The following is a 15,702-nucleotide window of genomic DNA, read 5'->3' on the forward strand; positions in this document are numbered from 1 at the left end:
AATGCCTAAACGCAAGTGAAGCGATGAAGATAATAAAGGAAACGAAATCTATACTATCTTGTAACTTGAAAATAGTCATAAAGTTTATCGTTTGAGTTGGGTTTGAATTCTTTTATTGGAAGGATATAATCTCATATATACATCAGGGAGGTTTGGTTTCTAGATGAATAATGAAAGCTTGGGTACTCAGTTAAGGTTAGAAAGACTTAAAAAGAATTTGTCTCAAGAGCAGGTTTGCGAAGAACTCAATATGACAACCAGGACTCTAGGCAACATAGAAAATGACAAAGGAAATCACCGAGGATCTACTTTAAAAAGGTTAACAGAATTCTATGGCATAGATCCTGAAATTCTAAAATAATTTGCCCGTATTTTTGGCTATAATTTTGACTTGTTTAAAGTAAATCGTTTTTATTCCGATATACACTATAGCTACAACCAAGGAGATGGACAGATTGAGTTTAGAATCACTTACAGCAAAGATTAACAAAAACGTAGAAGAAATGGAACTTGCTACCGCGAGGGTTTATATTGAAGAAAACATTTCAATCTTAAATGAGCATAAAAATATGTTAAATAAAAATGCAAGGGAGTTATTGGATTTCATCTTGCAAATGCAGGCTCATGATGGACAGCCGTTGACTAGAAAGGATATGGCTATCATTAATGCAATTAATACATACGCAAATAAGTTTGACGTTAGAGGAATAAAAATGATTGTAAAGGATTATCCAAACTTACTGCTTAGAAAAGATACACCAGCTTATCTTAATGCAGATGCAAAAATTATCCTAGAAGGCATGAAAGCAATCTAAGAAAGTCAATTTACCGTAAAAGCCCCTCTCGTTTGAGAAGGGTTTTTTCATATTTAACAAAACAAGCTCATGGTTCGTCAAAAGTTTCCAATAAAATCTAAAATCATCTTCATATCCTCTGAACATGAAGGTTTGTCGATCTTGTGAAATGTGTTCCCTTTGCCTACGAATGCTGGAAACTGACTTATCTAATCTACCTTATGTTATTTGAGTGGTGGCTGGGTGTTGAATTACTCGAATCAACCCCCTGTTACCGTTATTCAATAAAGGATACGCCATAAATAAAAGGTAGCGTATGATTCCCAGTCTTTCCATGGAACTGATATTTCTAAGATTTCATCTTTCGTTGGCTTTCTGTTCATATTAAGTAATATTTTTAGCGAATTAATAAGACCTACATCATCGATTGGAAAAGCTGTCTGGAACCTAAGGCAGCGCATTAGAACATAATTGGCTGTCCAAGGACCGATTCCTCGTATTTTAATTAAGTTTCTTTCAGCATCTTTAAAGTTCATTTTCATTAATTTTTCCCTCGATAATTCTCCACTGGCCATTAATCGGGCAATCCCAATAATATATTCACATTTTTTTACCGTCATTTTAATATCTGCTAGGTCGGTAGGTGTTAACTGTGCAATTCGCTCGTAGGATGGGAATACCCAATACTTTTTACCATTCCATTCGATGGAATCGCCAAATCCTTCTACAAATTGCTTCTTTAAAGAGTACGCGAAGGCTAAGTTAATTTGTTGCCCCAAAACTCCCCAACATAAAGCTTCAAACAAATCGGGAATGCCTATAACACGCAATCCATAGAATTTTCGGGCAGGCATTTTAAGTAATGGGTCTGCTTTTGCCATTTCATAAAATGGCGCTAAATCGTTATCGAGATCAAACCATTCATGAATATATTTTACAATCTCTTCCCGTTTCCACTTTTCAATAGGTCTAGAATCATTTAGGAATTGAACAAGCATTTGTTTATTATTGATTACGCTGACCTGAACTAGGGACCGAATTTCCCCAATGGCTATAACTTTTGTGATTATATCGTTCTCTATTTCATACATGCATTCATTTTTTTCCCTTGTCAGATAGCCTAGGTTAGCATTCATGTCGAAATGCTCAGGTAGTGTAATTACAATAACATCATTGAATTCATGCCATGTCACTTTTTTCATTCTCCTCATCTTATTACGATTGTCTATACCATTACAAAATAATTATAGGAAAACTCACATTTACTTTATCACATAATAATCCTTACTAATTTTGTTATCTTGCTATTACACTCCAAACACCTTAATTTTTTCTACCTATGAGGTTATAGTGTTAGTAATCAAGATTGCTGAAAAGGAGTGGATTAAATTGGTCCAAGATATAAAAACACGTGTTGAAAACTTAAATTGGGATTCAATCCAAAATGAATTAGATGAGCAAGGATTTGCAAAGCTTCCAGCGATTTTAACAAAAGAGGAATGTCAATTCTTCATAGAATTGTATTGTGAGGAAGAGTCATACAGAACGACAATCAATATGACGAGACATCGCTTTGGGAGTGGGGAGTACAAATATTTTTCCTATCCACTACCTGGAATCATCCAAAGTTTAAGAGAGTCCTTTTATCCAAAATTGTCCACGACAGCCAATCGATGGTTAGGTTATTTAAAGAAAACAGAACAGTTTCCAGCTCATCTTCAAGATTTCTTGAACACCTGTGAAAAATACGAACAAACTAGACCGACACCTTTAATATTAAAGTATGAAACAGGCGGGTTTAATTGTTTGCATCAGGATTTATATGGCGACATATCTTTCCCGTTTCAAGTAGTATTTTTATTAAATCAGCGAGATAAAGACTTTTGCGGTGGAGAATCTCTATTAGTGGAACAAATACCCCGTGCTCAGAGCAGGGGGCATGTAATTACTTTAGAACAAGGCAGTGCGCTAATTTTTCCTACTAATCATAGACCTGTTCTAGGTAAAAAAGGATATTACAAAAATACGGTTCGTCACGGAGTAAGCACAGTAACTTCTGGAGCACGATACGGTCTTGGAATCATTTTTCATGATTCAAAATAAAAGTCAACTTCAATATTTTGCCATTTCATTCCTAGAATTATTCCTTCTGAAGTTTATAAGGATTATATTGTAAGGAGAGGTGAAATAAATGCCGGATAGTATGGATAAGGGACATAAAGAGAGCCATGATTATAGAATTTTGAATGATGCAGAATTGATAACTGATATAAAGTGGCAAGCAATTATAAATAATGATCCAGCTTACAATAATGAATTTTTTTACGCTGTAAAGTCGACAGGGATATTCTGTAAACCATCCTGTAAATCACGCGTTCCAAAAAAAGAAAATGTTTGCATTTTTCCAAACGCAGAGCAAGCTCTCCTCGCAAATTTTCGCCCATGTAAACGTTGCAAGCCCACTAATGAATATCTGCCTGATACCGAGTGGGTTGAATTAATTACTGAATATATAGATAAAAATTTCACAGAAAAATTAACTCTAGAATCGTTAGCAAATATTTGCCATGGGAGTCCATATCATATGCATCGAACATTTAAAAAGATTAAAGGCATTACGCCGGTTGAGTATATACAACAAGTTAGAGTAAACGCGGCTAAAAAGTATTTGGTTCAGACAAATAAAGCGATTGGAGATATCGCCGCATGTGTGGGTATAGCTAACGCACCTTATTTTATTACTTTATTTAAAAAGAAAACTGGACAGACACCAGCACAATTTCGTCAAAGGAGTAAAATGGAGGAAAAGTACAATGGATAAAAAGATTAAACCAACCCTTTATTGGTCTTTACTAAATTTTCAGGATAGGAATTTTTATATTGCTTCAACTTCAAAGGGGCTTGTGTTTGTAGGTTCACAGAACAAACCATTCGCGGAATTGTTCGAATGGGCTAAGAAACGCCTCCCAGGAAGTCCACTTGTTGAAGATGATGAAAAGCTTGAACCTTATGTGGTAGAAATCACTCAGTATCTTGAAGGAAAGCGGAATACCTTTACTGTTCCATTTGAGTACGTAGGTACGCAATTTCAGCTAGCAGTCTGGAATGCACTTTGTGACATTCCTTATGGGAAGACGAAATCCTATTCCGACATTGCAAATGATATAAATAAACCAACAGCTGTTCGTGCTGTAGGCACGGCTATTGGAGCTAATCCGGTATTAATTACTGTGCCGTGCCATCGTGTAATAGGAAAGAATGGCTCATTAACTGGCTATCGGGGCGGATTAGAAATGAAGATAATGCTCCTGGATCTGGAAAAGCGAGCTTCATCTAGCAATGAGAGTTGATCCTGAGACACCTTTTTGTTGAACTCCTTATTAAACGAAGAGGCAGTATAGTTTTAGATAAAAAAATTGAGTGATTAGATTATACTCTCATCCTTTAACTAACATATCCATAAAAAAGCTGCCTAACAAAGGCAGCTAAAGGATGTTTTATAGATTTATAACAAACTCAGTTAAATTCATTGATATCATTTCAACTACAAAGGTTAGTTAGATAAACATATTTACAAAGATGGCTGTAATAAAGCTTGCCATTGTACCGGCGATAATGGCTTTAAAGCTCAGAGATGCAATTAGTTTTTTCCTTGAAGGCGCCAAGGAACCAAGGCCTACAATTAATTGTCCGATAGATGACAGGTTTGCGAAGTTACATAATGCAACAGATAAAATCGCAACAGTTTGAGGAGTTAGTTGATCTTGAAATTTGAGCAGGTCCTGGAAAGCAATAAGTTCATTGGCTGCAAGCTTTGTCCCGATAATGGAGGCAGCTCGGAAAGCATCTTCAACAGGAATCCCGACAAGTAATGCAAAAGGAAAGAATACATAACCAAATATTGTAGCTAAATCCAATCCAATGATGCCTAGAATGCCGTCTGTAAGTGCCAATAGACTGATAAAGGCAATAAGCAAACCTCCAATATTAGCGGCAAGCTTTACTCCACTTACAGCTCCTTCCGAAATAGCTTCAAAAATATTTGAGTGTTCTGCCTGTACCATTTTGACATCTTCCGTCGTTTCGGATGGTTCTGTTTCAGGTTCCATGATTTTGGACATGACTATAGCGACAAAAGGAACAGAGAAAACAGATATCAATAAATATTTAATATCAATACCCATTTGAGCATATGACAAAAGAATCGCACCACTTGCTGAAGCTGTACCTCCGACCATAACCGTAAACAATTCCGACCGTGTCAGTTTTGCGAGATAAGGCTTTATTAGTAACGGGGATTCTGCCACTCCCAACATCGTGTTAGCAACTGTATTAAAAGATTCAACACGGGTGGTACCAAACACTTTACCAACAACCCAACCAAGTCCACGTACAACAATAGGGATGATTCGTAAATAATACAGAACTGAGACCAATGCAGAGATAAAGATGATAACAGATAACACCTGAATCGCAAAAACAAATCCTACATTCGTTCCTTCAGCAAAAAATCCACCAAATAAGAATTCAATGCCTGCTTGGCTATAGTTCATGACGTTTTGCACGCCTTCAGCAGTATTTGTAAGAACCCAGCGACCAAGGGGAACATTGAGCATAAAATAAACGAAAATCCCTTCTAACGCTACACCTACAATAATCGTACGCCATTTGATTGACTTTTTATTTTTACTTAAAAGCCAAGCCAAAAACAGTAATCCCACTAGGGATAGTAAACCATATATAATATTCACTATTTAACCTCCTTAAATTTGCTTCATAGACTACCCTTATTATTGTCAGATGTCTGACTTCTTGTTGTGAAAATAAAAAAGGTGCATTCCCTCAATCTATAAAGAAAGAAGAGAATGCACCAGGTACACGTATCCCGTGTTGCGCTCTAACTTTCCTTATAGTCCGGCATTTTACGGCTGCCGGGTAGAGACTTATGGACCATATTTCCATAGTTATATAAGGATCATATGAAGTTGATTTTTGAATTCTAACAGAGGTCTTTCGAATAAACAAGAGTTTTGTATAAAGTAATATAATACTGAATTTTTCAAACACCAGTTTATTTAATATAGCACTCCAATTAATAGTAAATAAAATCTATTTTAGATTAGAATTGGGAGGACTAAAGAGGAATCATTGCGGATATATCGAATAAGAAAAAATAATATATTTATGAAGGAAGGTGTAAATTATGCCAATCCCTACTAAAAATGCTTTTTATTCAAGCTACCCAGGAATCAAAAAAAAACGAACTGGAGTATTATTTAGATTTTATCTTCTGAGTTACACATAGAAAATCAGTCCATTACTCTGCTTCAAAGGATGGCTTAATGCTGTGACGCTGTGTAGAATTCAATGGGAAAAATAAAGGTGATGAGATACTCACAAAGCCACCTAAAGTCCGCAGAGCCTCACTAAAAGTTAGATATTATCTATAAGATACTATAATAATCAAACGTGGTAGAATTCTGTAATAAATCTTTGTTTGAAACCAATTATGGAAAATTTGTCATTATACTTTGGTGTACATTTATTCATGGAGGATTAGTGCGCATTATTGTTGAAGAAATAATTGAAAGAAGTAAAGCGTTTTTTTTGAAGGATGGACATTGTGTGCACTTCAAGCTGAAACATTAGTAGAAGAAGGTTTAATAGAAATGGTTATTTTACGATTAAAGGAATTAAGGGCAAAATCGATAAAAATGGATATCCTGGCAATTAAAAAGAAATCAGTTTCTTACTCTACTAAATTGTAATGTTGTTTAGCTAAAAGGTACTTTGAATAGATTTATCTATTTATTAAGTAAAAAAATTTTAGTGAGGTATAAGATGAACAAAGAAATTGAGTATATTGGCAGGAAGTTTAAAGAACTAAGTGGAGATACTTTTAAAAAAATCAAAACGCCAATAGGTGAAGAAAATTTTAATAATCCTATATTTACCAAAATGGATTTTTCTGAGATTTCAGAGAAAGACTTATTTATTCATATAGGGCAGTTTTTAATTAATCCGAATGAAGAACACAAAAATAACTTAATTACCTTTGTAGAAGCCTTTGGCCTAGAGTTAATCAAATCTAAAGCCTCCCTGGATCAATCAATCAATTTTGTTTATCTGACTCGTTGCTCAATTATGGATTTGCTTGAACAAGAATTGCGACAAAATAGGATTTCCATAAGCAGCTTTTTTGAAGTGCTTAGAATAATTGAATACTCCTACCAGCTTATTTCCAAAACACTTTTGAATATCTACAATGAGGAATTGTTATTCATTAAGCTTGCTTTAGATGAGTCTAAAGAGGATTTAAAAATGACACTAAGAGAGCTGGCGGATTTAGAGAGAGTCTTAAATGAAGCAACCATTTTTGCTATTACAGATCGTGAAGATAAAATTTTATATGCAAATGACAATTTTTGCGATTTATATAAGTATACCCGAGAAGAATTGCTCGGGAAAAAACATGATGTATACTCTTCTAACTTTCATCCTCCTTCATTTTTTCATGAAATATGGGAGACGATACAAGGGGGAGAGGTTTGGAAAGGGGATATTCTAAATCAAGCGAAGGATGGGACACAATATTGGTTAGATACAACCATCGTTCCCTTTGTAGATTCAAATGGAGAGCGTTATAAACATATTTCAATTCAATATGACATAACTGAAAAAAGAAAAACTGAAGAAACATTGCGTAAAACTGAGAAACTTGCAATGATTGGACAATTGGCCGCTGGCTTCGCCCACGAAATACGTAATCCGTTAACAACCATCCGTGGATTTGTACAGCTTCTGTCTGCTAATGAGATTGAGCCAAATTATGCAAGCACGATCCTTGATGAAATTGATCGTATCAATTTTATTGTCAGTGAATTCATGGTCTTTGCAAAACCTCACCAGATTTACTTCAGTGATTGTAATATAAAAAGTATTTTAACCAGTGTTGTTAAGTTTATCGAGCCCGAAGCAATCATGAAAAATGTAAAAATTAAATACCATTTCCCGGCAGAAGATGTAGTGATTTATGGGGAAAAAAATCAATTGCAACAAGTATTTTTAAATATAATTAAAAATTCCATTGAGGCAATGCCTACTGGTGGCAAAATAGACATTATGATCGAAAGGACAGACCAAAATATATCTATCACAATAAAGGATAACGGTATAGGAATGGAGTCCGATCAGGTTAAAAAACTGGGAGAGCCTTTTTTTACGACAAAGCAAGATGGAAATGGCTTGGGGCTTATGGTGAGCTATAAAATTATTCAGAACCATAAAGGGAGTGTCGATGTTAAAAGCAAATCGAATAATGGGACAACTTTTAAAATAACATTCAAAACTCAATTGAATAAAGATAAAACTTATAGCTCCAATATAACTGAGAATGAATAAGTGAAATTCATTAATCAAAGTCTCAAGAATGTAGAATGCCAATCCTAAGGCATTCTTTTTTATTTCAGAAGTTTAATTCTGCGGTTCTCAGATGGTTATTCCTCTATATAAATGACACGCAAGAGCAGCTTGAGAATAGAACATAAGGGCAGGATTTAAATGAATTGGTCTGGGTTATCCCAATTATTCTTTTAAGTTTACTTAACATAGTAATTACATTTCTTCCATCAGGTCCAGTAGAGTGGGTTTTAAGTGAATTTGAATGGCATTCAACGTTAGATAAAGAAAGCATTAAGGTATTTTACAGCGGTAAAGTGAAGAAGGCAGTGAAAAAGCTCGAACAGATCACCCTTTTAACGAAGCAACATCTTTAGAGAAATATTATAGTTGGCCGGGGACTGAGGATTTGTATTTTAATCCAGAGAGCAATAAGAATCCAATCATAATCCAAACTCACAGAGGCAAGACTGATGTTATGTTATGGTTTATTTGTTAAAACGATTGCGTTGATGTAGTAAAAAAATTCAGGGAGTGAACTATATATCGCTCCTTCTATCTTTTGTTAACATTTTGCATCTAGTATTTATTTGTAGGGGAAACTAAGAAATATTGATTTTGAGGAGTGAGAGCATGTATATGCAAGGTACAATAATTGCAGGTGAATTTGATTCCTCCATGAATGAATTTTCCTTACAGAAAGTGAAAAATTTAAATACAGAATCGGTTCTTAAGGAAAACCAGTTAAACAATATATATCATTATTTAAAAAAACATCAGCATGAAGATGATGGGCAAATAATTACCCTTTACGATCAAATGCCTTTACACCTGACACAAAATGAAATCAATGAGTTGATTTGTGATTTGGAGAGAGTAATGTCAATGTACCATCAATGACGGATGCGGCTGCTAATGGTGTGAATAAAAAAGAGGCAGATCCAAATGGATCTGCTTCATTTAGATTAAGGATTGGTTGACCAAAGCCCAGCAGTTTTAACGAATACCCTTCGATTTAATTTTAAGCCTGCAACGATTAATTCAGCAAGGTCTTCTGGCTGCATAACATGATCTTCATTACCGCTGACAAGGTTAGTATCAATTGCAAGATCTGTTACAACCGTACTTGGTGTAAATGCTGTTACACGGATGTTGTGCTTCCTTACTTCGAGCATAAGTGATTCTGTTAGTCCTAAAACAGCGAATTTAGAAGCACTGTAAGCACTTGTTACAGGAGCGCCTTTTTGTCCGGCAGAGGAAGAGATATTGATAATATCACCTGTTTTTCTTTCAATCATGCCGGGAAGTACGGCTCTTGTTGCATTATAAACTCCCATTAAATTCACTTGGATGATTTTCTCCCATTCTTCAGGAGTTAAATCAAGGAAACCGCCAAACTTGGCAACTCCAGCATTGTTAATGAGGATATCAATTGGTCCGTGATCAGCTTTAATATGTTCAACTGCATTAATAACTGATTCGAGATTGGAAACATCTCCTGATGCTATTGAAACTTTTACATCAAATTGTGCTAGTTCAGCCGCAACCTTTTCAAGGTTAGACATATTCAAGCCAAGCAATCCTAAATTAACCCCTTCTTTTGCTAAGGCGATAGCAGTAGCTCGTCCAATACCTCTGCCTGCACCCGTAATTAAAGCAGTTTTGCCATTTAATGAATTCATTTTTTCACTCCTATGAACAAGGTTTTTACACAAAGTTAAATAGAAAGACCGCAATCTTGCATGGAACAGTTTGCGGTCTCCCATAGACAATCAACGTTTTATTCTAAATTGGCGTGTCTGCCATACATCTTATTCGTATCTAAGCCCTTTTTCTCCATGAACCTCAGAATGAGAGCGTCGCAGAATAGTAAAAGAGTTTGCTCGAATAATGAGCCCATAGGCTGAATGGTTTTATAATCACCTTCCGATTGATCTTTAGGAGATCCGGGTAATTTAACTGTCATATCTGCCAATTTTCCAATAGTGGAATCAGAGAAAATGGTTAAAGCTGCAACAGTTCCACCTAAGCTTTTTGCTTTCTCAGCCATGGAGACCAGGCTTTTTGTTTCACCTGAACCAGAGGCGAAGATGATCAGGTCACCTTCCTCAAAGTTAGGGGTCACCGTTTCGCCTGGTACATAAGCATCTATGCCCATATGCATCATTCGCATCGCAAATGACTTGGCCATAAATCCAGATCTACCTGCGCCAGCTACAAACACTCTCTTTGCTTCAAGAATCCCATTGACTAATTTCTCAGCTTCTTCATTCGAAATGAGATCAGTTGTTCTGATTAACTCTTTTAAGATCTTAGCTAAATATTGTGTCGTATGCATGCTCGAACTTACCCTTGTTTGATCATTTCTTGCATTTTTGCTGCTGCAGCTTTTTTATCAGCTTGACCTGTAATACCGCCGCCAACAATGACAAGATCTGGATTTACTTTAATGACTTCTGGAAGTGTTTCTAATTTAATGCCGCCTGCGATTGCAGTTTTTGCATTTTTTACAACACTTTTAATGGTTTGCAAATCTTCGAAAGAGTTTTTACCTACTGCTTGAAGATCGTAGCCAGTGTGGACACAAATATAGTCTACACCCATTGCATCGACTTCTTTAGCTCGAGCAGCCAGATCTTTAACAGCGATCATATCAACAAGGATTTTTTTGCCTTGTTTTTTCGCTTCTTCTACAGCACCTTGAATAGACATATCTTCGGCTGTGCCTAGAATCGTAATAATATCAGCACCTGCTTCAGAGGCTTTCATCACTTCATAACCAGCAGCGTCCATGATTTTCAGGTCTGCTAATACCTTTAAATTAGGGAATGCTTCTTTTACTGCCTTTACTGCATGGAGACCCTCGTTGATTACGACTGGGGTACCGATTTCTACGATATCGATATGCTCCTCCACTTCTTTCACCAATTCAATGGCTTCTGGAATATTGACTAAATCTAAAGCTAATTGTAATTCCATATATGTTCACTCCTATTAATTTTATTCGGATTTTTCGTGCAGTTATACTGTCTCCAAAATTAAATAGATCCTCTTCAGGAATATTATCCTTTTGGAGTATTATCTGTACCAGCAACCAGGATCGATGATGTTCCTAATCGCTGAACAATTGCAAGTATACAACCTATAACATTTTAGTGGAAGTACGCACTTTTATTTTACATAGTGCTAAAAAGTATACTATGGGATATAATAAAGATAGAGGTGAGTGAAATGTCACGAATGAAGGATAAGATCTTTAACTGTGAAAAGGAATTGACGCTATCAGTTATCGGTGGTAAGTGGAAAATGCTGATTTTATGGCATCTAGGGAAGGAAGGAACCAAACGATTTGGTGAATTGAAGGCTCTGATGCCAGGAATCACGCAAAGGATGCTTGTGAACCAATTGCGTGAACTGGAAGAAGACTTGATAGTAGAGCGGAAAGTTTACCCGGTTGTTCCTCCAAAAGTGGAATACTCCCTTACTGAACAGGGGAGAAGCTTGATGCCGATTCTTGATGCTATGTATAAATGGGGTAAAAACTATATGGAGACTGTAGGGTTAAACCCTAAGAAAGAGTCAATTAATTAAAACTTGACTATATAAATCGAGGTAAATAGCACCACAATATAGAAAGGGGCAATGTGATATAGCATTGCCCCTTTTTCTTTGTTGGCCATGTAAAAGGCTGACAAAACATATCTATTAAATTGTAATTGCAAATGGTAATGACATACCTTTATTAAACTAAGACTAGTTGTTAATTTATATTTTCTTTTTCAAGCATATCCTTAACTACATACTCGATGGATACATTTCCTAAGACCTGTTCCATCGCTAATTGTGCGGCAGACAATATAGGAATGATCGTATTTTGAATGTTTCTTCCTACAGGACATTTAGGATTTGGACTTTCATGAACATTAAACAACTCATTATCCTGTACGACATTAACTGCCTTATATACATCTAACAGAGTAATGTCAGATAAATTCCTTGCAAGCTTAGTTCCCGGAATACCAGGATGTACCTCTACTAACCCTGCTTTCTTTAGCATTCCAATAATTTTCCTGATAAGTGCTGGATTTGTGTTTACACTTTCTGCTAAATATTCAGATGAACTTACACCGTCTTTATTAAACTCTATAAGAGATAATATATGAACGCCTACAGCAAATCGGCTGCTAATGGACATTTATTCATCACCTTTCTTGCATTTTCATAAGGATAAATCTTTTCTTGTAATAAAAGTGGTTACACTGTTTATATTATACCTTAAAAAATTATCATTTATAGTTATTGACAAAATCTTGAGTTGTAATTATTATGGTTACATGTAATAGAAGTGGTTACAGTTGATTGGATTGTATGTAACTGAAGGATGGAACGATAAACATTTAATTGGGAGGAATGGAAGATGAAATTGTTAGTAACTGGAGCTACAGGGAAATTGGGCACCAAAATTGTTGATGTATTGTTGAAAACTGTTCCAGCAAATCAACTTGCTGTTAGTGTTCGTAATCCGGAGAAGGCAGAAGGAATAAAAACTCGAGGAGTAGAAGTTCGCCAGGGAGATTTTGACCGTCCAGAAACTTTAGATACAGCTTTTAAAGGAATCGATCGCTTATTGATTATTTCTGCGGATGGAGACAATGAAACAAGAATTCGTCAGCACACAAATGCGGTTGCTGCAGCAGAGCGTGCCGGTGTTAAATTTATTGCATATACTAGCATTGCAAACGCACAGGAAAGTAAAAACATGCTTGCACCAACACATAAGGCAACAGAAGAAGCTATTTTGAAAACAGGAATTCCTTATTCTTTCTTACGTAACAATTGGTATTTGGAGAATGAAAGTTCAAGCATTCAAGGTGTACTGGCAGGAGCCCCGTGGGTGACTTCTGCAGGAACCGGAAAAGTTGGATGGGCATTACAACAGGATTATGCAGAGGCTGCAGCGGCAGTATTAGCTGGTAACGGGCACGAAAACACTATTTATGAGCTCTCTGGCAAGTTATTCACACAGGATGAGTTTGCCTCTGCACTTGGCGCTGTATTGGGTAAGGAAGTAGCAGTACAACAGGTTGATGATGCTTCTTATGCTGAGATAATGAAGGGTGCTGGTGTTCCAGAATTCCTCATTCCTTTTCTAGTTGGTATCCAGAAAGATATTCGAGAGGGTACTCTTGAAATCGAGGGCAGCGATTTTGAAAAACTACTAGGACGTCCTGCTGCACCACTTAGCGAAGGGTTATCCCAAATCGTTCAAAGTATCCAATAAAGCGTATTTTGAGATTTTATTTTATTCGTTAATAAAGATTGCCTTTTAATAAACAAATAAACAACATAATGCAGAAAATTTGTAATAGATCTGGTTTTTGAGTATAAAAATTTAATTAGCACCCAAAGAAGCGGACCAATTCGCAACTGAATTGGTCTGCTTCTTTGGGTTAATGAGAAATTTTGAATAGTAATGGTATATTAGGCAACCACCTATTAATGTTTAAAGGAGATAATAATAAATCGTGAGACTGACTATAAAAAATTAGCTTACTAAATTGCCATGGTACAATTTTTAGGCTTTATTGCTTTTTTGAATCAGCATTATCTTATATAGTTCCTAAAAAATATCAGCGTTGAAGAATAGGGAATGGTTCGAATTTCCAAACAATCAATTCCATCAGCTTTTCGTATAGGAAAATTTGTTACAAAACATGCACTAGAAAAAATAAAAATCATATATAGGTGATATCCCGTTGTAAATGGTTGAGGAGGATATCATGAAATCTATGCTGCCTAGTGAAAAATATTTCGGTAATTTAGAACTGGTTTATACCTTTTATGGGGCTATGCCTACAGGTGTTAGTGTTTCGGAAACAGGTCGTATTTTTATTTGTTTTCCGAAATGGGGAGATGATGTTAAATTTACGGTTGCGGAAATTGTTGAGGGCCAATTACAGCCGTATCCTAACTTACAAACCAATTTGGTTAACCCTGAGAATATCACAATGAGTTTCATCAGTGTCCAAAGTGTCGTTGCGGATGGAAGGGGAACGCTTTGGGTATTAGATACAGCGGCACCGAATTTTTCTAAACCCATTAAAGGCGGGGCAAAACTAGTCGCTGTTGATTTACAAACCAATACAATTAGAAGAGTATATACCTTTACAGAGGATGTAGTCCTGCCAACAACTTATCTGAATGATGTCCGATTTGATTTTCGTGTTGGAAAAGCAGGTTATGCATATATAACGGATTCATCTTCCAAAGGACCCGGAGCTATTATCGTTGTAGATTTAGAAAATGGAAACGCGTTTAGACGGTTAAATGGAGCAAATTCAACTTCACCCGATCCTAATTTTTTACCGAAAGTAGAAGGTGAAATTTTAATGAACCGAAACAAAGATGGTTCCACATCTCCATTTAGATTGGCGTCTGACGGTATTGCGATTTCTCCCGATGGAAAGGTATTATTTTTTTGTCCACTAACAAGCCGTCATCTGTTCTCGATCCCAACAGAAGCCCTGAGAGACAGAAATATACCGGACATGGATTTACCTTATCAGGTGGAGTACTGGGAAGAAAAAGGTGCGTCTGATGGAATGATCACTGATGCAAAAGGAAGCATTTATGCCGGAGACTATGAAAACAACAGTATTCGAAAGATATTGCCAAATGGCACAATGGAAACCATCGCACATGACCCGAGAATTTTATGGCCGGATACTTTTTCGATTGGTCCGGATCAATACTTATATGTCATTGTGAACCAATTACATCGGCAAGCAAGATTTCATTATGGAAAAGACCTGCGACAAAAACCTTATAGTTTAATTCGTATGAAAATTGGTGAGTTTCCTGCTCCTACCATTTGATAATAAAAAAATTCAAATTTATAATTGTAAAAAATTATGGTCACAAAAGTTTTTGGTTTGTTAGGAACAGTTTAGGCTGGTAAACCTAAACTGCTCCTATTTTTTTATAGAATGGGTAAGTTCAATGCTGTATCGATATTATTTAAATCTAAATTGATTTGTTCGTTTGTATCCCAAGCATTATACCATCCTTTTTCTTCCATATATAAGGAAACTTGTTCATGCATATCAAGAGCTTCTGTTAAATGGCGAGTGAGCATTTCTTTAATTTCGGGCGTTCCTGATTCTGTAACAGCCATGGCATAATTTCTAACTCCACTCTTAGCTGCAATCAATAAATCCATTGCAACCACTTGATCCGATAGTGCGTTCATGCCAGTTAAATTTTCAATGATTGGATTCATGTTCATTCACCTCCTAATTTACTGCTTAGCGTTGGAAAGGATAGAAGCATATTCTTGTAATTGATTCGTAGATACATCAATGTCTTGCTGCATAATATCTTTTAAACGCTGATCTGTAACTAACGCTTTCATCGTTTTGGACTTAGTCAGACAATTGGTCTTAAATGCAGCCATCTCATGGACTTCAAGAACTTCATGCAAGGCGTAATTCATTTTTTCCTACCTCCTTCC

The 15,702-nt window shown here is 36.0% G+C and carries 18 protein-coding genes, 1 pseudogene and 1 riboswitch; of the genes and pseudogenes, 11 read left to right on the plus strand and 8 right to left on the minus strand.

The features are described 5' to 3' along the window. The first annotated feature begins 163 nt into the window (after positions 1-163). Both ACNAZ4_RS21960 and ACNAZ4_RS21965 read left to right on the plus strand, forming a co-directional pair. On the plus strand, positions 164-361 hold the full coding sequence (locus ACNAZ4_RS21960) for a helix-turn-helix domain-containing protein (protein ID WP_415818117.1): 198 nt from the start codon (positions 164-166) through the stop codon (positions 359-361). A 94-nt stretch (positions 362-455) separates the two neighbouring features. Next, a complete protein-coding gene (locus tag ACNAZ4_RS21965) occupies positions 456-815 on the plus strand; it encodes a hypothetical protein (RefSeq protein ID WP_415818119.1) in 360 nt (119 codons plus the stop codon). 260 nt (positions 816-1,075) lie between these two features. Here the strand turns inward: ACNAZ4_RS21965 and ACNAZ4_RS21970 are convergent, their stop codons facing one another. Then, complete coding sequence (locus ACNAZ4_RS21970; RefSeq protein ID WP_415818189.1) at positions 1,076-1,987, minus strand: DNA glycosylase; 912 nt, start codon at positions 1,985-1,987, stop codon at positions 1,076-1,078. Between the two features lie 196 nt (positions 1,988-2,183). On the opposite strand from ACNAZ4_RS21970, the gene ACNAZ4_RS21975 reads away from it, so the two are divergent. The 3 genes from ACNAZ4_RS21975 to adaB all read left to right on the plus strand — a co-directional run bounded on the left by ACNAZ4_RS21975 (position 2,184) and on the right by adaB (position 4,144). Continuing rightward, positions 2,184-2,897, plus strand: coding sequence for a 2OG-Fe(II) oxygenase (locus ACNAZ4_RS21975; RefSeq protein ID WP_415818191.1), 714 nt, complete (start codon positions 2,184-2,186; stop codon positions 2,895-2,897). An 88-nt stretch (positions 2,898-2,985) separates the two neighbouring features. Next, positions 2,986-3,615, plus strand: a complete 630-nt coding sequence (locus ACNAZ4_RS21980; RefSeq protein WP_415818121.1) for a bifunctional transcriptional activator/DNA repair enzyme AdaA — start codon at positions 2,986-2,988, stop codon at positions 3,613-3,615. Continuing rightward, a complete protein-coding gene (adaB, locus tag ACNAZ4_RS21985) occupies positions 3,608-4,144 on the plus strand; it encodes a methylated-DNA--[protein]-cysteine S-methyltransferase (protein ID WP_415818123.1) in 537 nt (178 codons plus the stop codon). The genes ACNAZ4_RS21980 and adaB overlap by 8 nt, the downstream gene beginning before the upstream one ends. A 207-nt stretch (positions 4,145-4,351) precedes the next feature. Here adaB and ACNAZ4_RS21990 read toward each other — a convergent pair whose 3' ends face one another. Continuing rightward, positions 4,352-5,545 carry a NupC/NupG family nucleoside CNT transporter gene (locus ACNAZ4_RS21990; protein ID WP_415818125.1) on the minus strand — a complete coding sequence of 398 codons (1,194 nt, stop codon included), beginning with the start codon at positions 5,543-5,545 and terminating at the stop codon, positions 4,352-4,354. 139 nt (positions 5,546-5,684) lie between these two features. Beyond that, positions 5,685-5,786: riboswitch (purine riboswitch) on the minus strand. An 849-nt stretch (positions 5,787-6,635) separates the two neighbouring features. Here ACNAZ4_RS21990 and ACNAZ4_RS21995 point away from each other — a divergent pair. The 3 genes and pseudogenes from ACNAZ4_RS21995 to ACNAZ4_RS22005 all read left to right on the plus strand — a co-directional run bounded on the left by ACNAZ4_RS21995 (position 6,636) and on the right by ACNAZ4_RS22005 (position 9,092). After that, on the plus strand, positions 6,636-8,195 hold the full coding sequence (locus ACNAZ4_RS21995; RefSeq protein ID WP_415818127.1) for an ATP-binding protein: 1,560 nt from the start codon (positions 6,636-6,638) through the stop codon (positions 8,193-8,195). Positions 8,196-8,359: 164 nt separating this feature from the next. Then, positions 8,360-8,691, plus strand: a pseudogene (locus ACNAZ4_RS22000) (YfmQ family protein). 140 nt (positions 8,692-8,831) lie between these two features. Further along, on the plus strand, positions 8,832-9,092 hold the full coding sequence (locus ACNAZ4_RS22005; protein ID WP_415818193.1) for a hypothetical protein: 261 nt from the start codon (positions 8,832-8,834) through the stop codon (positions 9,090-9,092). Positions 9,093-9,157: 65 nt separating this feature from the next. Here ACNAZ4_RS22005 and ACNAZ4_RS22010 read toward each other — a convergent pair whose 3' ends face one another. From ACNAZ4_RS22010 to hxlA, 3 genes are all read right to left on the minus strand, one after another. Beyond that, positions 9,158-9,874 carry a 3-ketoacyl-ACP reductase gene (locus ACNAZ4_RS22010; protein WP_415818129.1) on the minus strand — a complete coding sequence of 239 codons (717 nt, stop codon included), beginning with the start codon at positions 9,872-9,874 and terminating at the stop codon, positions 9,158-9,160. A gap of 98 nt (positions 9,875-9,972) precedes the next feature. Next, positions 9,973-10,530: a 6-phospho-3-hexuloisomerase gene (gene hxlB / locus ACNAZ4_RS22015; RefSeq protein WP_415818131.1), complete on the minus strand. Its 558-nt coding sequence runs from the start codon at positions 10,528-10,530 to the stop codon at positions 9,973-9,975. An 8-nt stretch (positions 10,531-10,538) separates the two neighbouring features. Then, positions 10,539-11,171: a 3-hexulose-6-phosphate synthase gene (hxlA, locus tag ACNAZ4_RS22020; RefSeq protein WP_415818133.1), complete on the minus strand. Its 633-nt coding sequence runs from the start codon at positions 11,169-11,171 to the stop codon at positions 10,539-10,541. Positions 11,172-11,423: 252 nt separating this feature from the next. Here hxlA and ACNAZ4_RS22025 point away from each other — a divergent pair, with 252 nt between their 5' ends. After that, the gene (locus tag ACNAZ4_RS22025; RefSeq protein WP_415818135.1) at positions 11,424-11,783 is read left to right on the plus strand and encodes a winged helix-turn-helix transcriptional regulator; all 360 of its coding nucleotides are present in this window, start codon (positions 11,424-11,426) and stop codon (positions 11,781-11,783) included. A gap of 169 nt (positions 11,784-11,952) precedes the next feature. On the opposite strand, the gene ACNAZ4_RS22030 is transcribed toward ACNAZ4_RS22025, so the two are convergent. Next, positions 11,953-12,387 carry an Rrf2 family transcriptional regulator gene (locus ACNAZ4_RS22030; RefSeq protein WP_415818137.1) on the minus strand — a complete coding sequence of 145 codons (435 nt, stop codon included), beginning with the start codon at positions 12,385-12,387 and terminating at the stop codon, positions 11,953-11,955. Positions 12,388-12,609: 222 nt separating this feature from the next. Between ACNAZ4_RS22030 and ACNAZ4_RS22035 the strand changes: the two genes are divergently transcribed. Beyond that, the gene (locus ACNAZ4_RS22035) at positions 12,610-13,473 is read left to right on the plus strand and encodes an SDR family oxidoreductase (RefSeq protein WP_415818139.1); all 864 of its coding nucleotides are present in this window, start codon (positions 12,610-12,612) and stop codon (positions 13,471-13,473) included. Positions 13,474-13,972: 499 nt separating this feature from the next. Beyond that, positions 13,973-15,067, plus strand: coding sequence for an L-dopachrome tautomerase-related protein (locus ACNAZ4_RS22040; protein WP_415818141.1), 1,095 nt, complete (start codon positions 13,973-13,975; stop codon positions 15,065-15,067). A 104-nt stretch (positions 15,068-15,171) separates the two neighbouring features. Here the strand turns inward: ACNAZ4_RS22040 and ACNAZ4_RS22045 are convergent, their stop codons facing one another. After that, positions 15,172-15,471, minus strand: a complete 300-nt coding sequence (locus ACNAZ4_RS22045) for a spore coat protein (protein ID WP_415818143.1) — start codon at positions 15,469-15,471, stop codon at positions 15,172-15,174. A gap of 18 nt (positions 15,472-15,489) precedes the next feature. Continuing rightward, positions 15,490-15,684, minus strand: a complete 195-nt coding sequence (locus ACNAZ4_RS22050) for a hypothetical protein (protein ID WP_415818145.1) — start codon at positions 15,682-15,684, stop codon at positions 15,490-15,492. Between the last annotated feature and the right edge of the window lie 18 nt (positions 15,685-15,702).

The organism is Mesobacillus thioparans, assembly GCF_965138835.1.
Classification (GTDB): domain Bacteria; phylum Bacillota; class Bacilli; order Bacillales; family Cytobacillaceae; genus Mesobacillus; species Mesobacillus thioparans.